The organism is Rouxiella sp. WC2420, assembly GCF_041200025.1.
GTDB lineage: Bacteria > Pseudomonadota > Gammaproteobacteria > Enterobacterales > Enterobacteriaceae > Rouxiella.
In genome coordinates this window covers 1,657,400-1,677,720 of sequence record NZ_CP165628.1, presented here as the reverse complement: position 1 = coordinate 1,677,720, position 20,321 = coordinate 1,657,400, and the positions used below count along the sequence as shown (strand labels likewise).

The following is a 20,321-nucleotide window of genomic DNA, read 5'->3' as shown; positions in this document are numbered from 1 at the left end:
CTTATGAAAGCATGGATTTGGCCTTTGTGCCTGCTCACTCTGCCGGCACTGGCTCAGGCACAAGATTACCGTATTGCCTGGTCACCTGGCAGCAAACAGGCGGCGTATCTCGATGACGTAAAAAGTGCTCGTGCCAGCAGCTGGTGTGCGCCGACCTTGCCTTTGCGTATCGTCGCACAAAAGAAATTCAATGCCGATTCACTGGCAGAATTCCTTCCCGCCGTGGGTGCGTTAATGCATAAAGAGTGTAGCCAGTTGACCACTCTTAACTGGCAGGCGCTAGACAGCAAAGGGCAGCTACAGCAAAAAGGCACGGCAGTAAACAAAAACGGCTGGAAAGTCACCGCCGAACAAAGCGAGAGCGCGCAGCAGACCGCCACCGCAACAACGCCGTCACCCGCAACGTCTCTGCCCTCGCCCGAGGCGGCCGACACCGCACAGATCAGTAAATTCGAAACGCCCGACGCCTGCCATTTCAGAACCTTTTGGGGCCCTCAGTCGAGCGCGTTGTTCTTTCCCAGCGGGCAAAGCGGTCTGCATTGCGACCCGCAGGGATGGTTGAACGGTAGCGCCGAGAACCAGCCAGGCAGCGGCGAAGCGCTAAATTATCTTAGCGGCTATCCGCTGCTGGGCCTGCCAGAAAATGCAGAAAAAACCGCACTCAGCGTGCTCAGCGCCAACAACCAGCGACTGATTCTGGCTAACGTCGCAGTGAAAGACAGCTGGCTAATCTTGCCCTATGACAGCAATGCACGCGCCTGGCGTTTTAAAGGAAAAATGGCGATTGAGGGCCAGCCGGGCAGTAAACAGCCCGCGCAGTTAAAAAATCTTAGCCAACAGTGGGGCCTGAACGGCAGCAACATCCCGCTAAATGCGGTTTTCATCGAGAAACTGCATCCTGAATGGCGCAATCCTGCCGCCGATACGCTGGCCAAAACCGACAACAAATAGCCAACCACACAGTGAGGCTCTGTATGACACTCCTTTCCGACATGCTGCGCAACGGCACACTGGCGCAGGCTATCGAAGCGCTACGCAGTGACATTGGCGTTCGTCCGGCAGATGCTGATCTGCGGGCATCGCTGGTGCAATTATTGTGTTTACGCGGTGACTGGCGCGGCGCACTGGCACAGCTCAAAGCCTGGCAAGTGCTGGCACCCTTGGCGCTGCCGACGGTGACATTATTGAGTCAGGCGGTTGAAGGCGAACTGCAGCGTCAGCAGGTATTTAACCGCGAGGCGTCGCCAAGACTATTAAGTGATGACGCACCCTGGCTAAAGCTGATGGTGGAAGCCCTGCTCAACAACAATCTGGACGCCGATGAGAGTCGTTACCAGGCATTAGAGGCCGCGCCGCTAAATCCCGGCCAGCTGCGTCGCCAGCCGCGACCCGGAGAAAATGAAGCCGCTACGCTGGATTTTGCCTGGCTGGCCGACGGGGACGATCGCCTCGGTCCGGTATGCGAAACGATTGTAAACGGTGTTTATCACTGGATTTCATTTAGCGCTATTGAACGAATTCAGTTTCAGCCGCCGGCCAGCGTCACTGATTTAGTATGGCGGCACTGTCTGGTCCAACTGCGTAACGGCAATGAACAGGTGTGCCAGTTGCCGGTCCGCTATCCGTTCGCCTTTTATGATGCCCTGAACACTCAAAGCGAAGAAGCACTGATGCTGGCACAAAAAACCGAATGGTCACAGCCTGACGCCGCCCAGGACCTGTTTATCGGCCACGGTCAGCGCGTTTGGCTAGACGACGATCGGGAATTTTCGCTACTGGAAATCGACTTATTGCAATTCAGCGAACCTGAATAATTCCTGATTTTACCTTAATCAGCCCTTCCCCTTCAGCCGGAGCCCACTTATGAAGCCCACTTCTTTGATGCCGGAAGGTGAAGACCTTTTCCGCACGGGCTATCAGGCGCGTGAAAATAATCCGCGCATGACCAGCCGTGACAAAGTGCAGCCCGGCCTGCTTGACCGATTGACCGACGACGAGCCGGAAAAGCGTGAGTTCAACCCGGCAAAAAACGTTATTACCCACAGCGAGCTGCGCCGACAGGTGTTGCGCGACTTACAGTGGCTGTTCAACTGTGTGAATAACGAAGAGCAACACGATCTCACCGCCTTTGCCGAGGTTCGTTCATCGGTGCTCAACTTTGGCGTATCTCCGCTGGCCGGTAAAAGGATGTCGGATATCGAATGGAATGATGTGCAGCGCCGTTTGACGCAGGCAATTATCAATTTTGAGCCAAGAATTATCGCCCGCGACTTGCAGGTGAAATGTATTACCGACCCAAAATCGCTGGATACACACAATATTCTCTCGATCGAAATCAAGGGCAATCTGTGGTGCGTTCCCTGGCCGCTGGAATTCCTGTTTCGCACCGACATTGATTTAGAAATCGGGCACTTTGAACTTAAGGATCTCGGCTAATCATGAATCGCAAACTGCTTGAGTATTACAATCGCGAGCTTTCCTATCTGCGCGAAATGGGTGCCGAGTTTGCCGAACGCAATCCTAAAGTGGCTGGCAGGCTGGGCATGCACGGTATTGAAGTCGCCGACCCGTATGTAGAAAGATTAATGGAGGGATTTGCCTTCCTGACCTCGCGCGTACAGCTGAAAATGGACGCCGAGTTTCCACGCTTTTCCCAGCGCCTGCTGGAAATGATTTATCCCAATTATCTGGCCCCCACTCCTTCGATGGCGATCATTGAACTTCAGCCAGATAAAACCAAAGGCAACATTAACAGCGGTTTTCTCATTCCTCGTGGCACGATGATTGAAAACCAGAGCATGAAACGCCGCGGCATTACCTGTAAATATCAGACGGCGCACGATGTCACGCTGCTGCCGCTGAAAATCAGCCAGGTGGAGCTGGGCGGTATTCCGGCCGATATTCCGCTGCCCTCCTCAGAGTTACAGAGTCGCGGCGCGGTGAGTGCCTTGCGTATCCGCGTCGAAAGCGAGGGCGACGTGCCGTTGAATCGCATGGCCTTCGACAAGCTGACCTTTCATCTCAGCGCGGCGGATGGTCCGGCGTTAGGTCTGCTGGAATTACTGATGCAGCACAGTGTCGGCGTGGTTTGCCAGACTTCGTCTCCCGACGGCAGCTATCGTTTATTGCCCGATAACGCGCTGCGTCAGGAAGGGTTTGACGCCGAGCAGGCGCTGTTGCCGGAAGATTTACGCAATTTCAGCGGGTATCGCCTGTTGCAGGAATATTTCGCCTTCCCGACTCGTTTTATGTTTTTCAGCATCGAAGGGATGAAACCGCTGATCGTAGAAAGTCGCGATAAACGCCAGTTCGATATTCTCATCCTGCTCGACAAGACACACAGCGAGCTGGAGCGTGTGGTTGATAACACACATTTATCAATGTTTTGCACTCCGGCGATTAACCTTTTCCCTCGCGTTGCCGAGCGCATCAACCTCAGCGAAATGACCAACGAATATCATCTGGTTGTCGACAACGCCAGCCCGTTGGACTACGAGGTTTACTCGGTACAAAAGCTTTACGGCAGCGGTAAAGGGATGGAAAAAGAGCAGATCTTCCGCCCGTTCTGGAACACTTTCAGTGAGGATGAGCAAAACTACGGTGCCTATTTTTCCACCCGCCGCGAACAGCGCACGCTGTCGGAAAATGCCCGCAACTACGGCACGCGTACCGGTTATATCGGCTCAGAAGTGTTTATCTCGTTAATTGATGAACAGCAGTCACCGTGGTCGCCGGAACTGAAATATCTTCAGGCCGACGTGCTGTGTACCAACCGTGACCTGCCGCTGATTTTGATGCAGCAGGGGCAGGATGATTTTACCCTGCCGACCTCGGCACCCGTGCGCAAAGTCGTGATGCGTAAAGGCCCGACCGCGCCGCGCCCGGCATTGGCCGAAGGTGCTATCTCCTGGAAACTGATAAGCCAACTCCAGCTGGATTATCTCAGTCTGATGGATGTCGATGCAGCACAGGGCGCTGCGGCGCTGCGTCAACAGCTCGGCCTGTATGCCAATCTGGCCGAACCGGCTGTCGGCAAGCAGATTGAAGGTATTCGTCACTGTCGGCTGGAGTCGGTGTATCGCCGAGTACCGGAGCCGGGACCCATCGTGTTTGCTCGCGGGATTGCGATTAATCTCGAAGTCGACGAGCAGTCATTTTCCGGAATGAGCCCGTGGCTGCTCGGCAGTGTGCTGGAAAAGCTGTTCTCGCGCATGGTGTCAATCAACTCGTTTACCGAAATGACGCTGACCAGCCTGCAAAACGGTGAGATAGGCTATTGGCCGCCGCGCATGGGCCTGAGGACGCTGATATGAGTGAGACTCTCGCCGCGCCCGCACAATGGCGCGTGCTGGGCCGTTTGTCGGAGGATTTCTGGCAAAAACTGATGGCTTCACCTTATCACTACGATCTGTTTCAACTGCTGCGACGGCTCGATGCTCAGGGCGGCCAGCGCTATCTACTGGGGCAGGCCCCTCATCCACACCATGAGCCGGTGCGCATCGGGCAACTGCCGTCGCTGGCCTTTGCGCCGTCAACCGTTGCCAGCGTCAAAATGCGTGCAGACTCATCGCTGCACGATATTTCGATTTACAGCTTTGGTCTGTTCGGCCCTAACGGCCCGCTGCCGCTACACATGACCGAATACGCGCAGCAACGGGTCAGTCACTACGCCGACAGCAGCATGACGCAGTTTCTGGATATTTTTCATCACCGCCTGACGCTGCTGTTTTATCGCGCCTGGGCCGATGCGCAACCTACAGTTTCTCTGGATCGCGAAGACAACCGCCGCTTCAATCATTATCTGGCCAGCCTGACCGGTCGCGGTTTACCCGCTCAGCAGAACCGCGACAGCATCAGTGAACATGCACCCTTTGCGCTGGCCGGGCACTTAACCCGCCAGCGTCGCACGCCGGAAGGTCTGGAAAAGGTGCTGGCTTTTTACTTCAACATCAAGGTCAAGGTGGTGCCCAACGTGCCGCAGTGGATGCACGTCGGCAGCAAAGAACAGGCCCGGCTGCGTGCCGGTCGCTCCATGCCGCGCCTGGGCCAGAGTATGTTTTTAGGCGTCGCGGTGCGCGATATTCAGCACAAGTTTCGCATCGAGCTCGGCCCGCTCCGTCTTGAAGAGTATCAGCGTTTTCTTCCCGATCAGCCGTTTGCAACCCAGCTTCGCGATTGGGTGCGTCAGTATCTGGGCATCGAATTTGCCTGGGAGTTGAAGCTGGTATTGCGCAAGGAAGATGTGTCGGGCGTCTGTATTGGTGGCCAGCAGCGGTTGGGTTACAGCAGCTGGTTGGGGCAACAGCCCGCCCCTGCAGATCGCGGCGAGTTGGTGTTTAGTCTGGATTTATAGCGCTTCTCCGGTGACAGGGAAGAAATGGAGTTGTTAATTTTTCGAGGAAAATCATGTCAGAAATCAGTCGTTCCGTCCTGTTTAACAAACTGAATGCGCCCCTGTTCTCCTCGCTCGAGAATGCCGCCGCCTTTTGCAAGCTGCGCGGTAATCCTTACGTTGAGCTGGCGCACTGGCTGCACCAGCTGATGCAGCTGCCGAACGGTGATTTACAGGCCATTATTCGCCACTTTTCGCTGGATGAAGCCGCGCTGGCGCGTGATATTACCGCCGCGCTTGACCGCCTGCCGCGCGGCGCGAGCGCCATCTCCGATATCTCGGAACATATCGACAGTGCGGTAGAGCGCGCCTGGGTTTATAGCTCGTTAAAATTCGCAGCCGACAAGATCCGCAGCGGCGTCTTGCTGTTGGGAATTGTCAAAACCTTTAATTTACGCAGCGTTCTGACCTCCATTTCACCGCAGTTTGAGCGACTTGGCGGCGATGAGCTGCTCAGCCAGTTCGAACTGATTTTCTCTGCCAGCGACGAGTCGAAACTGGCTCCGGCCACTCACCCTGTGGAAAACAGTTCCCCGGCGCTGGGCGCGGAAAAAACGCTGGAGAAGTACGGTCAGGATCTGACTCGCCAGGCGCGCGAGGGCAAAATCGATCCGGTCGCCGGTCGTGATGAAGAGATCCGCCAGATTGTCGATATTCTGATGCGTCGCCGTCAAAATAATCCGTTGTTAACCGGTGAGGCTGGAGTAGGTAAAACTGCCGTAGTCGAAGGATTGGCATTGCGTATCGCGGCCGGTGACGTGCCCCCGGCCCTTCGCGATGTGCAGCTCTGGTTGCTGGATATCGGCATGTTGCAAGCCGGTGCAGGAATGAAAGGTGAGTTTGAAGCACGATTGCAGGCGGTGATCAATGAGGTGCAGTCCAGCCCTACGCCTGTGGTGCTGTTTATCGACGAGATCCATCAGCTTATTGGTGCAGGCGGGCAACAGGGAACCGGTGATGCCGCCAATCTGCTCAAACCGGCACTGGCTCGTGGCCAACTGCGCACGGTTGGCGCGACCACCTGGGCAGAGTACAAGAAATATATCGAGAAAGATCCGGCGTTAACGCGCCGTTTTCAAGTGATTCAGGTGGCGGAGCCGGGTGAGGAAAAAGCGCGACTGATGCTGCGTAATATCGCGGCCTCTCTCGAGGCACATCATCAGGTTTTGCTGTTGGATGAGGCAGTAGAAGCCGCCGTTCGGCTGTCGCACCGCTATATTCCCGCGCGCCAACTGCCGGACAAAGCCGTGGCGCTGCTCGATACCGCCTGCGCGCGCGTTGCGGTGAGTCAGCATAATCCGCCGCCACAGCTTGAAGACTGCCGCCACCGTATCGAGGCGCTGAAAATCGAGCAAGGCATAGTCGAGCGTGAAATCCGACTCGGTTTAGCTTCGCCGCAGCGGGCCGAAGCGCTGCAACAACAATTGATTGAACAGCAACAGCAGCAAGAACTGCTGGAAGCACGCTGGCAGAATGAATTGAAATTAACCCGGCTGATTGGCGAAAAACGTAAACTATTGGGTGATGCCGAAACCATAAACGCTGATAGTCTGCGCGAAACGTTGCAGAGTCTTCAGCATCAGCTTCAGGTATTGCAAGGAGAGTCGCCGCTGATATATCCGGCGGTCGATGCCAACGTAGTCGCCGCCGTGGTGGCCGATTGGACCGGCATTCCACTGGGCAGAATGATCAAAGATGAAATCAACGCAGTATTGCAGCTCGCCGACACTCTTAACCAGCGCGTGGTAGGCCAGCAGCACGCCCTCGACGCCATCGCCCGCCGTATTCGCACTTCACGGGCGCAGTTGGACGACCCCAATAAGCCGGTCGGCGTGTTTCTACTCTGCGGCCCTTCCGGTGTGGGTAAAACCGAGAGCGCGCTGGCACTGGCGGAAAGCCTGTACGGCGGCGAGCAAAACGTCATCACCATTAATATGAGCGAATTTCAGGAAGCGCACACCGTTTCGACTCTCAAGGGTGCGCCTCCGGGTTATATCGGCTATGGCGAAGGCGGCGTATTGACTGAAGCCGTGCGGCGTCGCCCTTACAGCGTGGTACTGCTTGACGAGATCGAGAAGGCCCACCCGGACGTGCACGAAATCTTTTTCCAGGTGTTTGATAAAGGCTGGATGGAGGACGGCGAAGGTCGGCACATTGATTTTCGCAATACGGTGATCATCCTGACCTCTAACGTCGGCACCGAGCTGATTGAAGGCATGTGTGCCGACCCTTCCCTGCTGCCACAGCCCGAAGCGCTGGTCGGCATGCTGCGCCAACCGCTGTTGCAGATTTTCCCGGCGGCGCTGCTGGGTCGCCTGATGGTAGTGCCATACTATCCGTTGAGCGACGACATGCTGATCCGCATTGTTAATCTGCAACTTGCACGCGTGCAACGACGGCTGCTCGATAATCACGGCATCACTGCGCATTTCGCCGCAAGCGTTGCCGAACAGGTGGTACGCCGCTGTACCGAAACCGAGTCGGGAGGCAGAATGGTCGATGCGATTCTGACCCAAACCCTGCTTCCGCAAATCAGTCAGCTTTTGCTTTCTGCCAGCAGTGAGAACCAACGCTATCTGCAGCTAGAAGTGAGTTACCAGCAAAATGAATTTCAATATCAGTTCACAGCATAATCTCAGCATCGCGGAGTGGAATCATGTCGGGATCTAATAATAATAAAATTACGCTTGCAGCATTGCCCGTCGGATACCAATTTAACGAGTTTGAAATCAAAGAGGTGATTGGCGGCGGTGGCTTTGGCATCGTCTATCAGGTTTGGGATCATCAGTTGGAAAGGATGATTGCAATCAAAGAGTATATGCCGGGGTCAATGGCTGTGCGCAATGAGGACATGACCCTCGGCCTGCGCAGCGAGCGATTCAGTAAAATTTTCCATGCCGGTTTGAACAGTTTTATTCAGGAAGCGCGGCTGCTGGCGAACTTTAATCACCCCTGCCTGCTGCACGTACTGCGATTCTGGCAGAACAACGGCACGGCTTATATGGCGACACTGTTGTATAGCGGCCAGACGCTGAAGGAATTGCAGCAAAAAACGCCGGAAATCATCGATGAGCAGTTTATTCGTCAACTGCTGCCGCCGCTGTTTAGCGCTTTGAAAACGCTGCACAATGCTGGTTACCTGCATCGCGATATCTCATTGGATAATATCCAGATTCAGGATAATGAGCTGCCAGTGTTGCTGGATTTTGGCTCGGCGCGCAAAGAGATCGGCAACCTGTCAGATGAAACAGAAATTATGCTCAAACCGGGCTATGCGCCAATTGAACAATACACTGACGATGGTGATGGCGATCAGGGTCCCTGGACTGATATCTACGCGCTGGGAGCGGTGCTTTACACTCTGATTGTTGGGGAAGCGCCGCCAGTGAGCGTGGTGCGCAGTATTGAAGACACGCTGCAACCACTGGCCCAGCGACAGTTGGAAGGTTATTCACTCAGCCTGTTATCGGCGATTGATCGCGCGTTGGCGTTGGCGCCCGCCGACCGACCGCAAACTGTCGATGAGCTCGCCACTTTGATGACACTGCCGATTGCCACTACCCGTGACGTGTTGGATACCCTGCATCCGCAATCGTTGGCAACCACTGACAGCAAAGAACGGGAGAGAATTGACAGGCCCGGCGTGGCACCCGTCGAGACTACGGGCGCAGCGAACATAACGCCTGTTCCGCGCAGTTTGAACAAGAGACTTGTCCTGCCGCTGGGCGCGCTGGCAATCGTGCTGATAGTCGCGTTGTTGATTCATCATCATTCTGCCGCCGACCCGCAGGTAAAAAATGCAGCAGTAAATGAACAGCTCGCTACCAATAAACCGTTGGAGCCTGCGACTCAGCCACCCGTGAGCCCCGCACCACAGGCAGCGGTAACGGCCCCGGCTACGGTAGCGTCTTCCGAGACTGCGGCCCCGGCTGTCGATGCCCAGGCCAGGCAGGCATCAGCAACCGCTGCCAAGACTACAGACCCAACGCCGACGCCAGTTGATCACTCTCGGCAAAAAGCCTCGACTCCGGCGGCAGCGGTCGCCAACGTGTATCTGCAACTCACCGCTGGCGATGGACTAACGCTTGACGGCATCAGGCAGCAGGTGACACCCGATGCTCAGGGGCAGGTGAAGCTACCGCTTGCGGCTGGCGAACACCATCTGGTTGTTGAGCGTCAGGGCAAGCAGTATCCTCAGTCTCTGACTATCGACAAGCCCGGAGTCTGGTTTATTGCTGCGGTTCCCGCGACGTCGTAAAACCGCTATCGATTAACAACTAACAAAAAGCCGAGTGCATTGATTTGCGCTCGGCTTTTTTATTTTAATTTCTGTAATAACGGATCAGGCTATGAGATTACAGAGTGCCGGTCAGATATTGGGCTTCGCCGAAGCCAAAACTCCAGTCGCCTTTGCTGTTGGTAATAAAACTTATAAACAAATCCTCGCCGCCGATACCACAATGTTTCTGGAATTCTTCAGCCAGAATCTTCATAAAATAGGTCTTTTGCTCTTCACTGCGCGGGCTGGTAAATACCCGCACTACCACCAGCTTATCGGAGCGTGCAAAACCTAAACCGGTATCCTGGAATACCATATAGTGACTCTGATTTTCGTGAACAATCTGGTAGCGATCCCGCTCTGGGACTTCGAAAGCAGTCAATACGGCCTGGTGGGCGACATCCAAAAGTGTTTTAACCTCAGAAGCCGTGCGGCCCTTGATGATGTCAAATTGAAGTAATGGCATAAATTCCCCTGATTATTATTTGATAACAGCTCACAGGGTTACTCTGACATTTTATTGCCGGTTGAAAAAGCGCTATAGTTGAATTCATTATTCGCTATAGTGAACAATCAGCATGGCTAATCTTAAATCCGATGCTCTTTGGCATCATCTTTACTGGTTAACGGTGTTGGCCGAGCAAAAAAGTTTTACCCGTGCCGCAGAACGGCTTGAAGTAAGCAAGGCCGCATTTAGTCAAAAGATTAAAGAGCTTGAAACCGAGGTTGGGATTGCACTGGTATCGCGAACAACGCGTAGTGTCCGCCTGACCTCTGCGGGGGAAAAACTTGTGGCAGAATTACAACAGCCATTCGCCGATATCCAGAAAAGCTTTTTTGCCATCCGAGATATGAAGGAATCGGTGCAGGGGTTAATTCGTATTACCGCGCCTGTCGCCTTCGCCAGACAGCAATTATTGCCCTGCCTTAATGAGTTCCTTAAAAGCTACCCCCTGGTACGCATTCAGCTTGAGGTCGAGGACAGAATTGTGCCGATGGTAAACGAAGGATTTGATATTGCCATTCGCCATACTAATAATCTGCCTGAAACCAGTATTGCCCTGCCGCTATGCAGCACCAGAACTTTACTGGTCGCCTCCAAAGCCTATTTAGCCGCCCATGGCGTGCCCCGCCACCCTAACGACTTATCTACGCACGACTGTCTTTATTATCCACGAGGTACTGAACTTCCACGCTGGATATTCGAGGAAATAGCCAACCCGATGAATCAGCTTAAGGTCAATGTTAAAGGCCCTTTGGCAACCAATAATAGTGAGTCAATCCGTGATGCCGCTTTATCAGGAATGGGGATTGCTATGCTGCCGGACTTTAGCGCCAGAGTGGCTATTGAGGAAGGTCAATTAGAAGAGGTGCTGATGGACTGGAGAATAATAGAAGCGTTTGCCGATAAAATATGGATTTTGCGGCCTTATACTATTCATCCGCCACGCGCGGTGCTGGTATTTAGTCGGTGGCTACAGGGGCGTTTTGGCATTGCAGAATAAAGGCCGCCTCTTGAGGCTCAGAGGCGGCTTGGTCACTTTTATATAAGCGCTTAAGGCAAGAATTTAATATCGGTTGGCGTGCCAATCTGCAACGTTACACCGGTCGGTGTCAAAGCCCCACTATTGGCATCGCGATGCAACTCGACAATGTTATTGGAGAAAACGTTAGCGACAAAAAGATACTGCCCGGTTTTGTCGAAAGCAAAGGCGCGCGGTTCAATACCACCGGCAGAAAAGCGATTGCTCACCGTTAATTTCCCGGTGCTGGCATCGGCTTTATATACCACGATTTCATTGGTCCTGCGGCGGTTGCCGACATAAAGGAATTTACCGTCCGGGCTAAACATAATACCCGCACCGCCTTTGTCATTTGGATCGGTGCTTTCAGTCAGGTTAGTCACCTGAATTTCAGTGAGCTTGTCGTTTTGAACCGCATAGACGTGCACCTGAGCTGACATCTCAGTGCTGGCATAGGCAAACTTGCCGTCGGCAGAGAAGGTCATGTGGCGTGGACCCTCACCCGGTTTGAAATGCAGGTCATGCGAAGGCTCGGCGGTAAACGGTTCTTTTTTGTCGGCGTGATAGCTAAAGGCGTGAATGGTGTCTGCGCCCAAATCTGCCACAAACAGCATCTTACCGTCAGGAGTGATATTCACCGAGTGCGCATGGCCGCTGTCTTGCCTGTCGGCGACAACATGGGAGCCAGTATTGAATGGAACGTGCTGAATAGCTTTACCCAGCGAACCATCGCTATTAATAGGGAAAACACTAAATCCGGCATGATTCGGTGCTACAGAATAATTGGCGGCGAGCAGATATTTACCGTCATGGGTAATCGTCGCGTGGGTAGGCTGCTGGCCGAGGCTCTCGACCTGATTGATAATATGCAGCTTGCCATCTTTATCAACTTTCAACGCAGTAACAGAACCTGCATCATCTTCATTGGTGGTGTAAGCGAATTTGTAATCGTGGCTGTAAACAATCCATGATGGGTTGGAAATTTTAAGCACATCCAAAGGCAGCAGTGTGCCGTCTTTGTTTAAACGTACACTATAAATGCCCTGACTAGGGTAAATCGGTTTCTGCACCCCTTCGCCCTTGGTTTCACCCGTCCAACTCCCTATCAGCAGCGTTTGCTCGGGAAGATTCTTCGCTAGCGGAGCCATTGGAACACTTTCTGTGGCATAAGACATATTTGCACCTAGAAATAATGAGAATGTAGCAATTTTTAACGCCTGAACCAGTAAGGTACGTTTAAATTTTCTTTTTATCATAAAAACCTCAATAAATTGGCTGGTACAACTGCTGCTCTGACAACCCTTTCATTGACAGCAGTGCGATCTTTTCTGCCTAGAGTGGCACTGACAAAAATCCAGTCTAAAACAGAGCTAACTCCTTCGTTACTCTGTATAAGCCGTTAACAAAAATTTTACAAGCAAACAACCTGATACGTTAAAGGACTGGCTTACAATTGGCCAAAATCTGCTTAAAAAATGTAAAAGTTGTTCAATGACGCAAAACCCTCAAAAGTTTCTCATAATGTGTAAGTGTGAGTTTGCATAATTCAATTTGTTATATTACGTTTAACGATGTAAAAACGGTGCAATTTCAGCCGTCGATAAACTCACCACTATTAGCGCTCAAAAAACAGGGGTTTTTATGAAAAAGTTGTTATTAACCGCAGTGTTACTGGCTACCTCTTATTCCGCATTTTCGGCTGATATGATTTCTGCTCAAGAAGCCAAACATTTCAAGCTGGTATCAGCTGGAAACATTTCGGTAAGCAGCTCAGGCGGCCAGATTAGTTCTCCAAGTGATTTACATGCTGCGCTGTCCAAGCTGGCTGATGAGAAAGGCGCTAAGTATTACACGATCATTTCGGCAAGAGAGCATGGCAACAATTTCGAAGCTGTGGCTAAAACCTATAAATAATGCCAAGTCATTACTGAGCTTTCGCGCTCTGTAACACCGTCATTAGAAACCTATTCAGCCCGTGCGTTTTCTAACGCGCGGGCTTTTTATTCATTGAAAAGTATTAACGCCACAATATGTTAATACTCGTTAACATATCCCCTCTACAATCCTTGCTGTTGATCATCAAAACGTAACAAACAGAACTTTGCCTTGTTCGCCGTACTGATAATCAGACGATATTTTGCAATGTATTCAGGGGTAGTGATGAAAGAAGTACAGAGCTTAAGAGAAAATGTTGTTAATGAGCTGGTGCATTGGATAGAGGACAATCTTGAAGGCGATTTGAGTCTGGACAATATTTCAAAGCGCGTCGGTTATTCAAAATGGCATTTGCAAAGAGTATTCAAAAAATCAACCGGGACTGCTTTGGGAGAATATTGCCGTCGCCGCCGCTTGTCTAAAACGGCATTACTATTGCGCCTGACTAAAAAAGATATCTATGAAATTGCAATGCAATACGGTTTTGACTCTCAGCAAACTTTCACTCGCGCTTTTCGGCAAAATTTTAAACTGACACCCCACGCCTATAGAAGGGCGGAATATTTTGATATGTACGGCCTGTTACCGCCCTATTATTATACTGAACAAGAAAGTAGCGACTTAAGCATCATCAATCTTGAACCTTTGGCATTGACCGGTCATCCACATTTAACCCAATGCTCTGTCGAGAATGGGGAATGTTTTTCTCACGAGTTTCGCACAAAAACAATTACCAGCAGGCTGTCATCACTGGCAGTGGCACCCTCAAGATTCTATGGCCTGGTCGATTATACGCGCTTTAACGAGGTAGATTCTCATTACAAAGTGAGCTACACGGTGGCACTTGAGCGCGACATGAACCGCTCATTTGCTCTGGAGAGTGAAAAAATCAACATTGAGGCTGGTCGCTATGCTCGTTTTACTTTCAATGGCGATGTAAGTGGGTTCAGGGACTTCGTCTCTAAAATTTATCTCAAGGATTTGCCCGAGAAAAATTTATTGCGACGTAAGGGTTTTGATATCGAAATCCATACTCCTATCTTCGATAAAATCGATGTCGAGTATTTTAGCTGTCAATATTTAGTACCCATCGAATAAACCTTAAGCAATTTAAGATCCGCACTTCATAATTAAAACTTATATTATATAGCCCCATCATATATTTGGGGCATACTTCTCACTTCAAAATCAAACCTCTTGTAATCTATAGGAATTTATTAGCCTATTTATTAAACGCTGATTAAAAGACGGTCTATAATTAATTATTCGCATAATAATAGTGAACAGTGTGGATTATTTGATTTACGTTCATTAGCAGATTAAGATTGTAATTAAATATTTCTAAAGTGAACTTATTCGAATGACCGACTCGGTTAATAAATAATCACTTTTATCTAAAAATGCCTCAATTGAATTCAAAAGTTTCCTCATCTTACATTTAAAAACATTTAAAGGCGAAAAACCTGCACGCATTTTCATTCCGCTCATAACCTTCTTCACACTTAATGCTTTCCCCCCAAACTTTGTCATGTTAAATATTTATCCGCGGTGCTACTGAATATTTCAAAAAAATAAAAACATTATGATTGGAGACAGGGAAAAATGCGTAATTTGAAGCGGCCAGTAATCTTGGGCGGAGTAATATTATCGGTGATTTCGGCGAGCGCTCATGCTGAAATAACCGTTTTGGATAAAAACACTACAAGTAACTCGCTGTTGGCTCCTCTTTCTATTCAAATTGGCGGTAGTATTCGTCCAGAATTTGAGTGGGAAAATACCGAGAACAAAACTCACGGCGCATCTAGCGGCCATGACGGCGGTACTCGTTTCCGCTTCAGCGGTGACTACGCGTTAGACAGCCATACATCCATTATTGGTATGTATGAACTGGGCGTGAACATGTATCACGTACTGGGTATTGACTCTGGTTATACCAAAGGCACTGACGAGCTGAAAAAACGTAAGTTATATTACGGTTTCAAAGACGATCGCTACGGTACTTTCACCTTCGGTAAACAGTATGGCGTTTATTACGATATCGTCGGTTCAAAAAGTGACGTGTGGGACAACGATGGTCAGGCAGCCGGCGAAGGCGTAGGTCTTGCTGGTGACTTTGACGGCGGTAACCGCCCTTACAACACCTTTAAATACAAAAATACCTGGGGCAAGTTCACGGTTGAAGCGCATTACATGCTGCCGTATACCCAGACTGCTGCAACCAGCGACCTCGACTATCGTCGCCGCGGCGGACAAGGTATCGGTGTTGATTATGCAATAACTCCGACCCTGACCTGGAGTGGCGTCTACACCAATACTCAAGCCACCGTCAAGCAAAGCCAGAATGCCAGTGAAAGCAAGTTGTATCATCAGCAAACTACCGCGACCGCTTTAACCTGGCAGCCAGGCAGCTGGTATTTGGTAGGTACAGCCAACTACTATGCCAACTATATTCCTAGCCACAAAGATAACGTGAACCAGAGTGATTTCTTCGCAGGCAGCGGCTATGGCCTGGAAGCGTTTGCGGGTTACACATTTACCTTCAACAAGCCTTGGTTCAAGTCAATCCAGCCTTACGTTGCGGCGGATACGCTTAAGCTGAAAGGCGGCGAAGACTATGAGTCCAACCACATCTACCTGGGTACCGCGTTTGACTTCAATCATCGCATTTCCCTGTATGTTGAGCGCACTATTGCGACCTCACCAGGCGAAGATGACAAGACTTACGCTTCGTTCTACTACAACTTCTAATACCTTCCTCAGTATTTAAAGTCGTTAAGAATTTTAAAAACCGGTTCAGTGATGAGCCGGTTTTTTTATTATTGAATAAATATCGCCCAGCCTCACAAAACGAGAAGATAAGCCGGCTACATGATTGCGCCTGAGTGCATATCCACTATAAGTTACATTTTATAACGATATGTTACTAAGGATTAATAATAATGTTAAATAAATTCAAGCTATCTGTCATTGCGATAACCGCCGTTTTTTCCACTCCTGTTCTGGCCGATTTCCCGCAAGGCTATCCCGCTGATTATCAAAAAATAGTGGACGGGGCAAAAAAAGAAGGCAAGGTCGTGGTGTATTCCACCACTGATACCAAAGCGGCAGGCCCGCTGATTCAAGGCTTTGAGGCGACATACCCCGGCGTCAAAGTTGAATATAACGATATGAACAGCACCGAATTGTATAACCGCTATATCAGCGAACAGGCAGCCGGAGGCACCAGTGGTGACGTAGTGTGGAGTTCATCGATGGACACAGCTTTGAAGCTGGCTACCGATTACGCCGCGGAGTATGCCTCCCCCGAGCAAGGCCAATTGCCGAAATGGGCAGTATGGAAAAATAAAGCCTACGGCACCACCTATGAGCCGGTGGTATTTATCTATAACAAACGTCTTATCCCTGCCGCAGATGTCCCTGACTCGCATGAAGCACTGGCAAAACTCATTGCCAGCCAAACCGATAAATTCAAAAAGAAAGTCACTACCTACGATATCGAGAAATCCGGTCTTGGCTTTATGCTTTCAGTACAAGACTTCAAGGCCGATCCTGATTACTTCAAACGCCTGACTGATATCGCCAAAGGTGGCCTGACGGTGCAATCCTCCACCGGCACAATGATGGAAAGGGTCTCGTCGGGTGAAAACCTGATCGGTTTTAATATCCTTGGCTCCTACGCCGAAGCACGCGCCAAAACCGATCCGACACTGGGCATTTCGTATCCGAAAGATTATACGCTGGTGCTGTCACGGGTGAGTTTTATCACCAAAGACACCGCTAACAGCAACGCCGCCAAGCTGTGGCTCGACTATGTGCTGTCTGAAAAGGGCCAAAGCATTCTGGCAAATCAGGCCGATATTCCCTCTATCCGCAATGATATTGAAGGCAAAAATGATATTGACGGCATGACTAAAATGCTCGGCAACGCCCTGAAGCCGATTCCGGTAGACGAAACGCTGCTGGAATATCTGCAGCAGAAAAAGCGTCTGGACTATATCAAACAGTGGCGCGCCGCTGCGGCCAAATAGCCGTCGTTTAACTTCAATGCAATTCAGGGGATCCCGATGATCTGACTCTGGTCATTGATTCGGGTTAGTAAGAGTAGGCAAAGATGCTGCGGCGTCAAGAGCGAAGGGTTGAGTATGACTCGTTTTTCCCGGAAGTGGCAAAGCCTGCCGCGCGGCCTGGTGGTGGTGATCACAGCGCTGGCAATCTATGTACCGCTGGCGTTTATCGTGGTACAGAGTTTCCTTTCTGCGCCTTTTTTCTCACCTTCGAAAGAGTTTAGCCTGGAGTCGTTCGGCTTTATCTTTACCGATCCAGATTTCTATAAGGCATTAAAAAGCGGATTTATTCTGGCCTTTGGATTGGTGGTTATTGCCATCCCACTGGGCGGGATCCTGGCCTTTTTAATGGTCAGAACCGACCTTCCGGGACGTCGTTTTATTGAACCGCTCATTCTGGTCCCGATTTTCGTCTCGCCGATGGTATTAGGATTCGGTTACGTGGTGGCTGCCGGACCCGTCGGCTTTTTCTCGCTGTGGGCCGAGTCGTTGTTCGGGTTTGTGCCGTGGAATATCTACTCCATGTCGAGCATCGTGGTGATCGCCGGTTTGACTCACGTGCCGCACGCTTATCTTTATATTTCCTCAGCCTTGCGCAGCGTGGGTTCTGACGTTGAAGAAGCAGCAAGGATCGCGGGCGCTTCCCCACTTCAGGTAATGACGGCAGTCAGCCTGCCAATGGTGCGCCCGTCGATACTCTACGCCTGTGTACTGCTGTTCTTTCTTGGGCTAGAGGTGTTCGGGCTGATGCTGGTATTGGGCGATCCCGAAGGCAACCTGGTGCTTGCGACCTACCTTTATCAGCTGACCAACAAACTCGGCACCCCTTCGTATCACCTGATGGCCGCAGTAGCGGTGGTGCTTATCTGTATCACTATCCCACTGGTGATGCTGCAACGCCGCCTGATGCGCACCGCCAATCGTTTCGTAACCATGAAAGGTAAAGCCTCTCAGGCCCGTGCTTTACCGTTGGGCAAGTGGCGCTGGGTGGCTGGCGCGGTGGTGGTTCTGTGGCTAACCGTGACTATTGGTGTGCCTTTAGTCGGCGTAGTGCTGCGGGCGTTTATCTCCAACTGGGGCGTAGGCGTCTCGATTTGGGACGAAATGTCGCTCAACACTTTCCGCACAATCTGGCAGCAACCGAATCTGCTCAGAGCGATTGTCAACTCGATGGCGATAGGGGTGATCGGCGGCGCGCTGGCGGTGGTGTGCTATCTGTTCATCGGCATCGCGATGCACCGCAAACCCGACAGCGCAACGCGTTTCCTTGACTATAGCGTGCTGGTTCCTCGTGCCGTGCCGGGCTTATTGGCCGGTCTGGCCTTTTTATGGGTATTTCTGTTTCTGCCAATGTGGCTCGATCGTTCGCTCAAGGATGGACTGCTTTCTGCACTGCCGATGGCCGACTGGCTGCGTGAGCACTTCATCGTTTGGCTAAGGTCACTACGCAGCACTATTTTTAGCGTTTGGCTGGCCTATACCGTGGTATGGATGGCCTACGGCCTGCGACTTATCTCTTCAACCCTGCTGCAAGTCGCTCCTGAGCTGGAAGAGGCGGCACGCAGCACCGGTGCGTCTCGCGGCCAGATTACCCGCCATGTGACTATTCCCCTCTCCCGCTACGGCCTGATCGGCTCATGGCTGTTGATGTTCCTGATTTTCGAAAGAGAATATTCCACCGGGGTATATCTGCTGTCGCCGGGAACAGAAACCATCGGCTCGATGCTGGTTTCGCTGTGGGCGGCGGGCGCGATAGATATCGTCGCTGCGCTGTCGTTTATCAACATTCTTCTGGTGGTGGTCGGTCTGGGGATTGCCCTGCGCTTTGGAGTCAAATTACATGATTGAACTAACGGTAGATAACTTGCACTTAACCTATGGCGACAACCCGGTGCTAAAAGGGGTGTCGATGAATCTCAGGCGCGGCGAGGTCGTTTCCCTGCTGGGGCCTTCCGGCAGCGGAAAAACCACCCTGCTACGAGCGGTCGCCGGGTTGGAAAAGCCCACGCAGGGTAAAATAGTGATCGGCAAGAATACCGTTTATGACGGCACCTCGCGTTCGGAAATTCCTGCCGAGGAGCGCAATCTCGGTCTGGTGTTTCAATCCTATGCTTTATGGCCGCATAAAACGGTGTTCGAAAATGTCGCCTATCCGCTTAAATTGCGTAAAACCTCTTCCTCAGAAACAAAGCAGCGAGTGCAAGACGTGCTCGACCAACTGGGGCTGGGGCATCTGGGTAATCGCCATCCGCATCAGCTTTCTGGTGGCCAGCAACAGCGCGTGGCAATTGGTCGTGCGCTGGTTTATAACCCGCCAGTTATCCTGTTGGACGAACCGTTATCCAACCTCGATGCCAAGCTTCGTGAAGAGGCGCGTGTTTTTCTGCGCGAACTGATTATCAAGCTGGGTCTGTCGGCGCTGATGGTAACTCACGATCAAAACGAGGCAATGGCCATTTCCGACCGCATCCTGCTGCTTAATAACGGAAAAATTGAGCAACAAGGCACGCCGCAGGAAATGTATGGCTCCCCTGCCACACTATTTACCGCCGAGTTTATGGGCAGCAACAATCGGCTGCATGGCAAGGTGACCGAAGTCAGAGACGGTCGGGCGCGAATTGAAGGCAAAGACTGGGTACTTTGGGGGCAGGCAGGCCAAGGTGTACAGGCCGGATCAGAAGGCACGGCGGTGATCCGCGTCGAACGCGTGAAAATAGCTGACGAACCAGAAGAAAATCAGCTCGAGCTAGCCTTGCTTACCAGCATGTATCTCGGCGATCGCTGGGAGTATCTGTTCCGCACTCAGGCTGATGATTTTGTGATCCGCGCCTATGGAAACGATGTCAGAAATGCCGCGCTTTGCCGCCTGTCGTTTCCCGCCAAGGACGTGTGGGTGTTCCCGAAAGCTTAAAAAACAAAGGCATAATAAGCATTTTGCTAGCTTAATATGCCTTAACATGTCTGTTCAGCCCTTCATCACGATAAGATAACGTTAAAGCACTTCAAGAACATTTAGGCTTAAACCCAGCGCCAGATCACATTGTCATACAATGTGACAACTTGTTGAGCTGTGTCTTCTTTCTTCTATTTCAAAGCACTGCTATAACTTTCAATAGAATTTACTCCAT

General features: G+C 51.3%; 16 protein-coding genes. 14 read left to right on the top strand and 2 right to left on the bottom strand.

Annotated elements, in window-relative coordinates; all coding sequences use genetic code 11:
* Positions 1-3: 3 nt before the first annotated feature.
* The 7 genes from AB3G37_RS07835 to AB3G37_RS07805 are packed head-to-tail and all read left to right on the top strand — an operon-like array spanning position 4 to position 9,650.
* Positions 4-951, top strand: a complete 948-nt coding sequence (locus AB3G37_RS07835) for a hypothetical protein (RefSeq protein ID WP_369790240.1) — start codon at positions 4-6, stop codon at positions 949-951.
* 23 nt (positions 952-974) lie between these two features.
* Positions 975-1,814 carry a type VI secretion system accessory protein TagJ gene (locus tag AB3G37_RS07830; protein ID WP_369790239.1) on the top strand — a complete coding sequence of 280 codons (840 nt, stop codon included), beginning with the start codon at positions 975-977 and terminating at the stop codon, positions 1,812-1,814.
* 49 nt (positions 1,815-1,863) lie between these two features.
* Entirely contained in the window at positions 1,864-2,436 is a 573-nt protein-coding gene (gene tssE / locus AB3G37_RS07825; protein WP_009637292.1) for a type VI secretion system baseplate subunit TssE, read from the top strand.
* A 2-nt stretch (positions 2,437-2,438) separates the two neighbouring features.
* Positions 2,439-4,313: a type VI secretion system baseplate subunit TssF gene (gene tssF, locus AB3G37_RS07820; protein ID WP_369790238.1), complete on the top strand. Its 1,875-nt coding sequence runs from the start codon at positions 2,439-2,441 to the stop codon at positions 4,311-4,313.
* The gene (gene tssG / locus AB3G37_RS07815) at positions 4,310-5,353 is read left to right on the top strand and encodes a type VI secretion system baseplate subunit TssG (protein WP_369790237.1); all 1,044 of its coding nucleotides are present in this window, start codon (positions 4,310-4,312) and stop codon (positions 5,351-5,353) included. The genes tssF and tssG overlap by 4 nt, the downstream gene beginning before the upstream one ends.
* A gap of 53 nt (positions 5,354-5,406) precedes the next feature.
* Positions 5,407-8,025, top strand: a complete 2,619-nt coding sequence (gene tssH, locus AB3G37_RS07810; RefSeq protein WP_369790236.1) for a type VI secretion system ATPase TssH — start codon at positions 5,407-5,409, stop codon at positions 8,023-8,025.
* Positions 8,026-8,048: 23 nt separating this feature from the next.
* A complete protein-coding gene (locus AB3G37_RS07805) occupies positions 8,049-9,650 on the top strand; it encodes a serine/threonine protein kinase (RefSeq protein WP_369790235.1) in 1,602 nt (533 codons plus the stop codon).
* Positions 9,651-9,747: 97 nt separating this feature from the next.
* On the opposite strand, the gene AB3G37_RS07800 is transcribed toward AB3G37_RS07805, so the two are convergent.
* Positions 9,748-10,137: a tautomerase family protein gene (locus AB3G37_RS07800; RefSeq protein WP_369790234.1), complete on the bottom strand. Its 390-nt coding sequence runs from the start codon at positions 10,135-10,137 to the stop codon at positions 9,748-9,750.
* A gap of 112 nt (positions 10,138-10,249) precedes the next feature.
* Here AB3G37_RS07800 and AB3G37_RS07795 point away from each other — a divergent pair, with 112 nt between their 5' ends.
* Positions 10,250-11,176, top strand: coding sequence for a LysR substrate-binding domain-containing protein (locus AB3G37_RS07795; protein WP_369790233.1), 927 nt, complete (start codon positions 10,250-10,252; stop codon positions 11,174-11,176).
* Between the two features lie 50 nt (positions 11,177-11,226).
* On the opposite strand, the gene AB3G37_RS07790 is transcribed toward AB3G37_RS07795, so the two are convergent.
* Positions 11,227-12,369: a lactonase family protein gene (locus tag AB3G37_RS07790; RefSeq protein WP_369790232.1), complete on the bottom strand. Its 1,143-nt coding sequence runs from the start codon at positions 12,367-12,369 to the stop codon at positions 11,227-11,229.
* Between the two features lie 466 nt (positions 12,370-12,835).
* Between AB3G37_RS07790 and AB3G37_RS07785 the strand changes: the two genes are divergently transcribed.
* From AB3G37_RS07785 to AB3G37_RS07760, 6 genes are all read left to right on the top strand, one after another.
* The gene (locus tag AB3G37_RS07785) at positions 12,836-13,108 is read left to right on the top strand and encodes a DUF1471 domain-containing protein (RefSeq protein WP_369790231.1); all 273 of its coding nucleotides are present in this window, start codon (positions 12,836-12,838) and stop codon (positions 13,106-13,108) included.
* A gap of 246 nt (positions 13,109-13,354) precedes the next feature.
* Positions 13,355-14,227 (top strand): helix-turn-helix domain-containing protein, encoded by an 873-nt coding sequence (locus AB3G37_RS07780; RefSeq protein ID WP_009637301.1) that lies wholly within the window; start codon positions 13,355-13,357, stop codon positions 14,225-14,227.
* A 504-nt stretch (positions 14,228-14,731) separates the two neighbouring features.
* Positions 14,732-15,877, top strand: coding sequence for a porin (locus tag AB3G37_RS07775; protein ID WP_369790230.1), 1,146 nt, complete (start codon positions 14,732-14,734; stop codon positions 15,875-15,877).
* Positions 15,878-16,068: 191 nt separating this feature from the next.
* Positions 16,069-17,157 (top strand): ABC transporter substrate-binding protein, encoded by a 1,089-nt coding sequence (locus AB3G37_RS07770; RefSeq protein ID WP_009637303.1) that lies wholly within the window; start codon positions 16,069-16,071, stop codon positions 17,155-17,157.
* A 114-nt stretch (positions 17,158-17,271) separates the two neighbouring features.
* Positions 17,272-19,041, top strand: coding sequence for an iron ABC transporter permease (locus tag AB3G37_RS07765; RefSeq protein ID WP_009637304.1), 1,770 nt, complete (start codon positions 17,272-17,274; stop codon positions 19,039-19,041).
* Positions 19,034-20,104: an ABC transporter ATP-binding protein gene (locus AB3G37_RS07760; RefSeq protein WP_369790229.1), complete on the top strand. Its 1,071-nt coding sequence runs from the start codon at positions 19,034-19,036 to the stop codon at positions 20,102-20,104. Before AB3G37_RS07765 ends, AB3G37_RS07760 begins: the two co-directional genes overlap by 8 nt.
* Positions 20,105-20,321: the final 217 nt, after the last annotated feature.

What these genes read in the sequence shown, in the direction of transcription:
- AB3G37_RS07835 (WP_369790240.1), top strand. Translation starts at nt 4, where the DNA reads ATGAAAGCATGGATTTGGCCTTTGTGCCTGCTCACTCTGCCGGCACTG.
- AB3G37_RS07830 (WP_369790239.1), top strand. Translation starts at nt 975, where the DNA reads ATGACACTCCTTTCCGACATGCTGCGCAACGGCACACTGGCGCAGGCT.
- tssE (WP_009637292.1), top strand. Translation starts at nt 1,864, where the DNA reads ATGAAGCCCACTTCTTTGATGCCGGAAGGTGAAGACCTTTTCCGCACG.
- tssF (WP_369790238.1), top strand. Translation starts at nt 2,439, where the DNA reads ATGAATCGCAAACTGCTTGAGTATTACAATCGCGAGCTTTCCTATCTG.
- tssG (WP_369790237.1), top strand. Translation starts at nt 4,310, where the DNA reads ATGAGTGAGACTCTCGCCGCGCCCGCACAATGGCGCGTGCTGGGCCGT.
- tssH (WP_369790236.1), top strand. Translation starts at nt 5,407, where the DNA reads ATGTCAGAAATCAGTCGTTCCGTCCTGTTTAACAAACTGAATGCGCCC.
- AB3G37_RS07805 (WP_369790235.1), top strand. Translation starts at nt 8,049, where the DNA reads ATGTCGGGATCTAATAATAATAAAATTACGCTTGCAGCATTGCCCGTC.
- AB3G37_RS07800 (WP_369790234.1), bottom strand. Translation starts at nt 10,137, where the DNA reads ATGCCATTACTTCAATTTGACATCATCAAGGGCCGCACGGCTTCTGAG.
- AB3G37_RS07795 (WP_369790233.1), top strand. Translation starts at nt 10,250, where the DNA reads ATGGCTAATCTTAAATCCGATGCTCTTTGGCATCATCTTTACTGGTTA.
- AB3G37_RS07790 (WP_369790232.1), bottom strand. Translation starts at nt 12,369, where the DNA reads ATGTCTTATGCCACAGAAAGTGTTCCAATGGCTCCGCTAGCGAAGAAT.
- AB3G37_RS07785 (WP_369790231.1), top strand. Translation starts at nt 12,836, where the DNA reads ATGAAAAAGTTGTTATTAACCGCAGTGTTACTGGCTACCTCTTATTCC.
- AB3G37_RS07780 (WP_009637301.1), top strand. Translation starts at nt 13,355, where the DNA reads ATGAAAGAAGTACAGAGCTTAAGAGAAAATGTTGTTAATGAGCTGGTG.
- AB3G37_RS07775 (WP_369790230.1), top strand. Translation starts at nt 14,732, where the DNA reads ATGCGTAATTTGAAGCGGCCAGTAATCTTGGGCGGAGTAATATTATCG.
- AB3G37_RS07770 (WP_009637303.1), top strand. Translation starts at nt 16,069, where the DNA reads ATGTTAAATAAATTCAAGCTATCTGTCATTGCGATAACCGCCGTTTTT.
- AB3G37_RS07765 (WP_009637304.1), top strand. Translation starts at nt 17,272, where the DNA reads ATGACTCGTTTTTCCCGGAAGTGGCAAAGCCTGCCGCGCGGCCTGGTG.
- AB3G37_RS07760 (WP_369790229.1), top strand. Translation starts at nt 19,034, where the DNA reads ATGATTGAACTAACGGTAGATAACTTGCACTTAACCTATGGCGACAAC.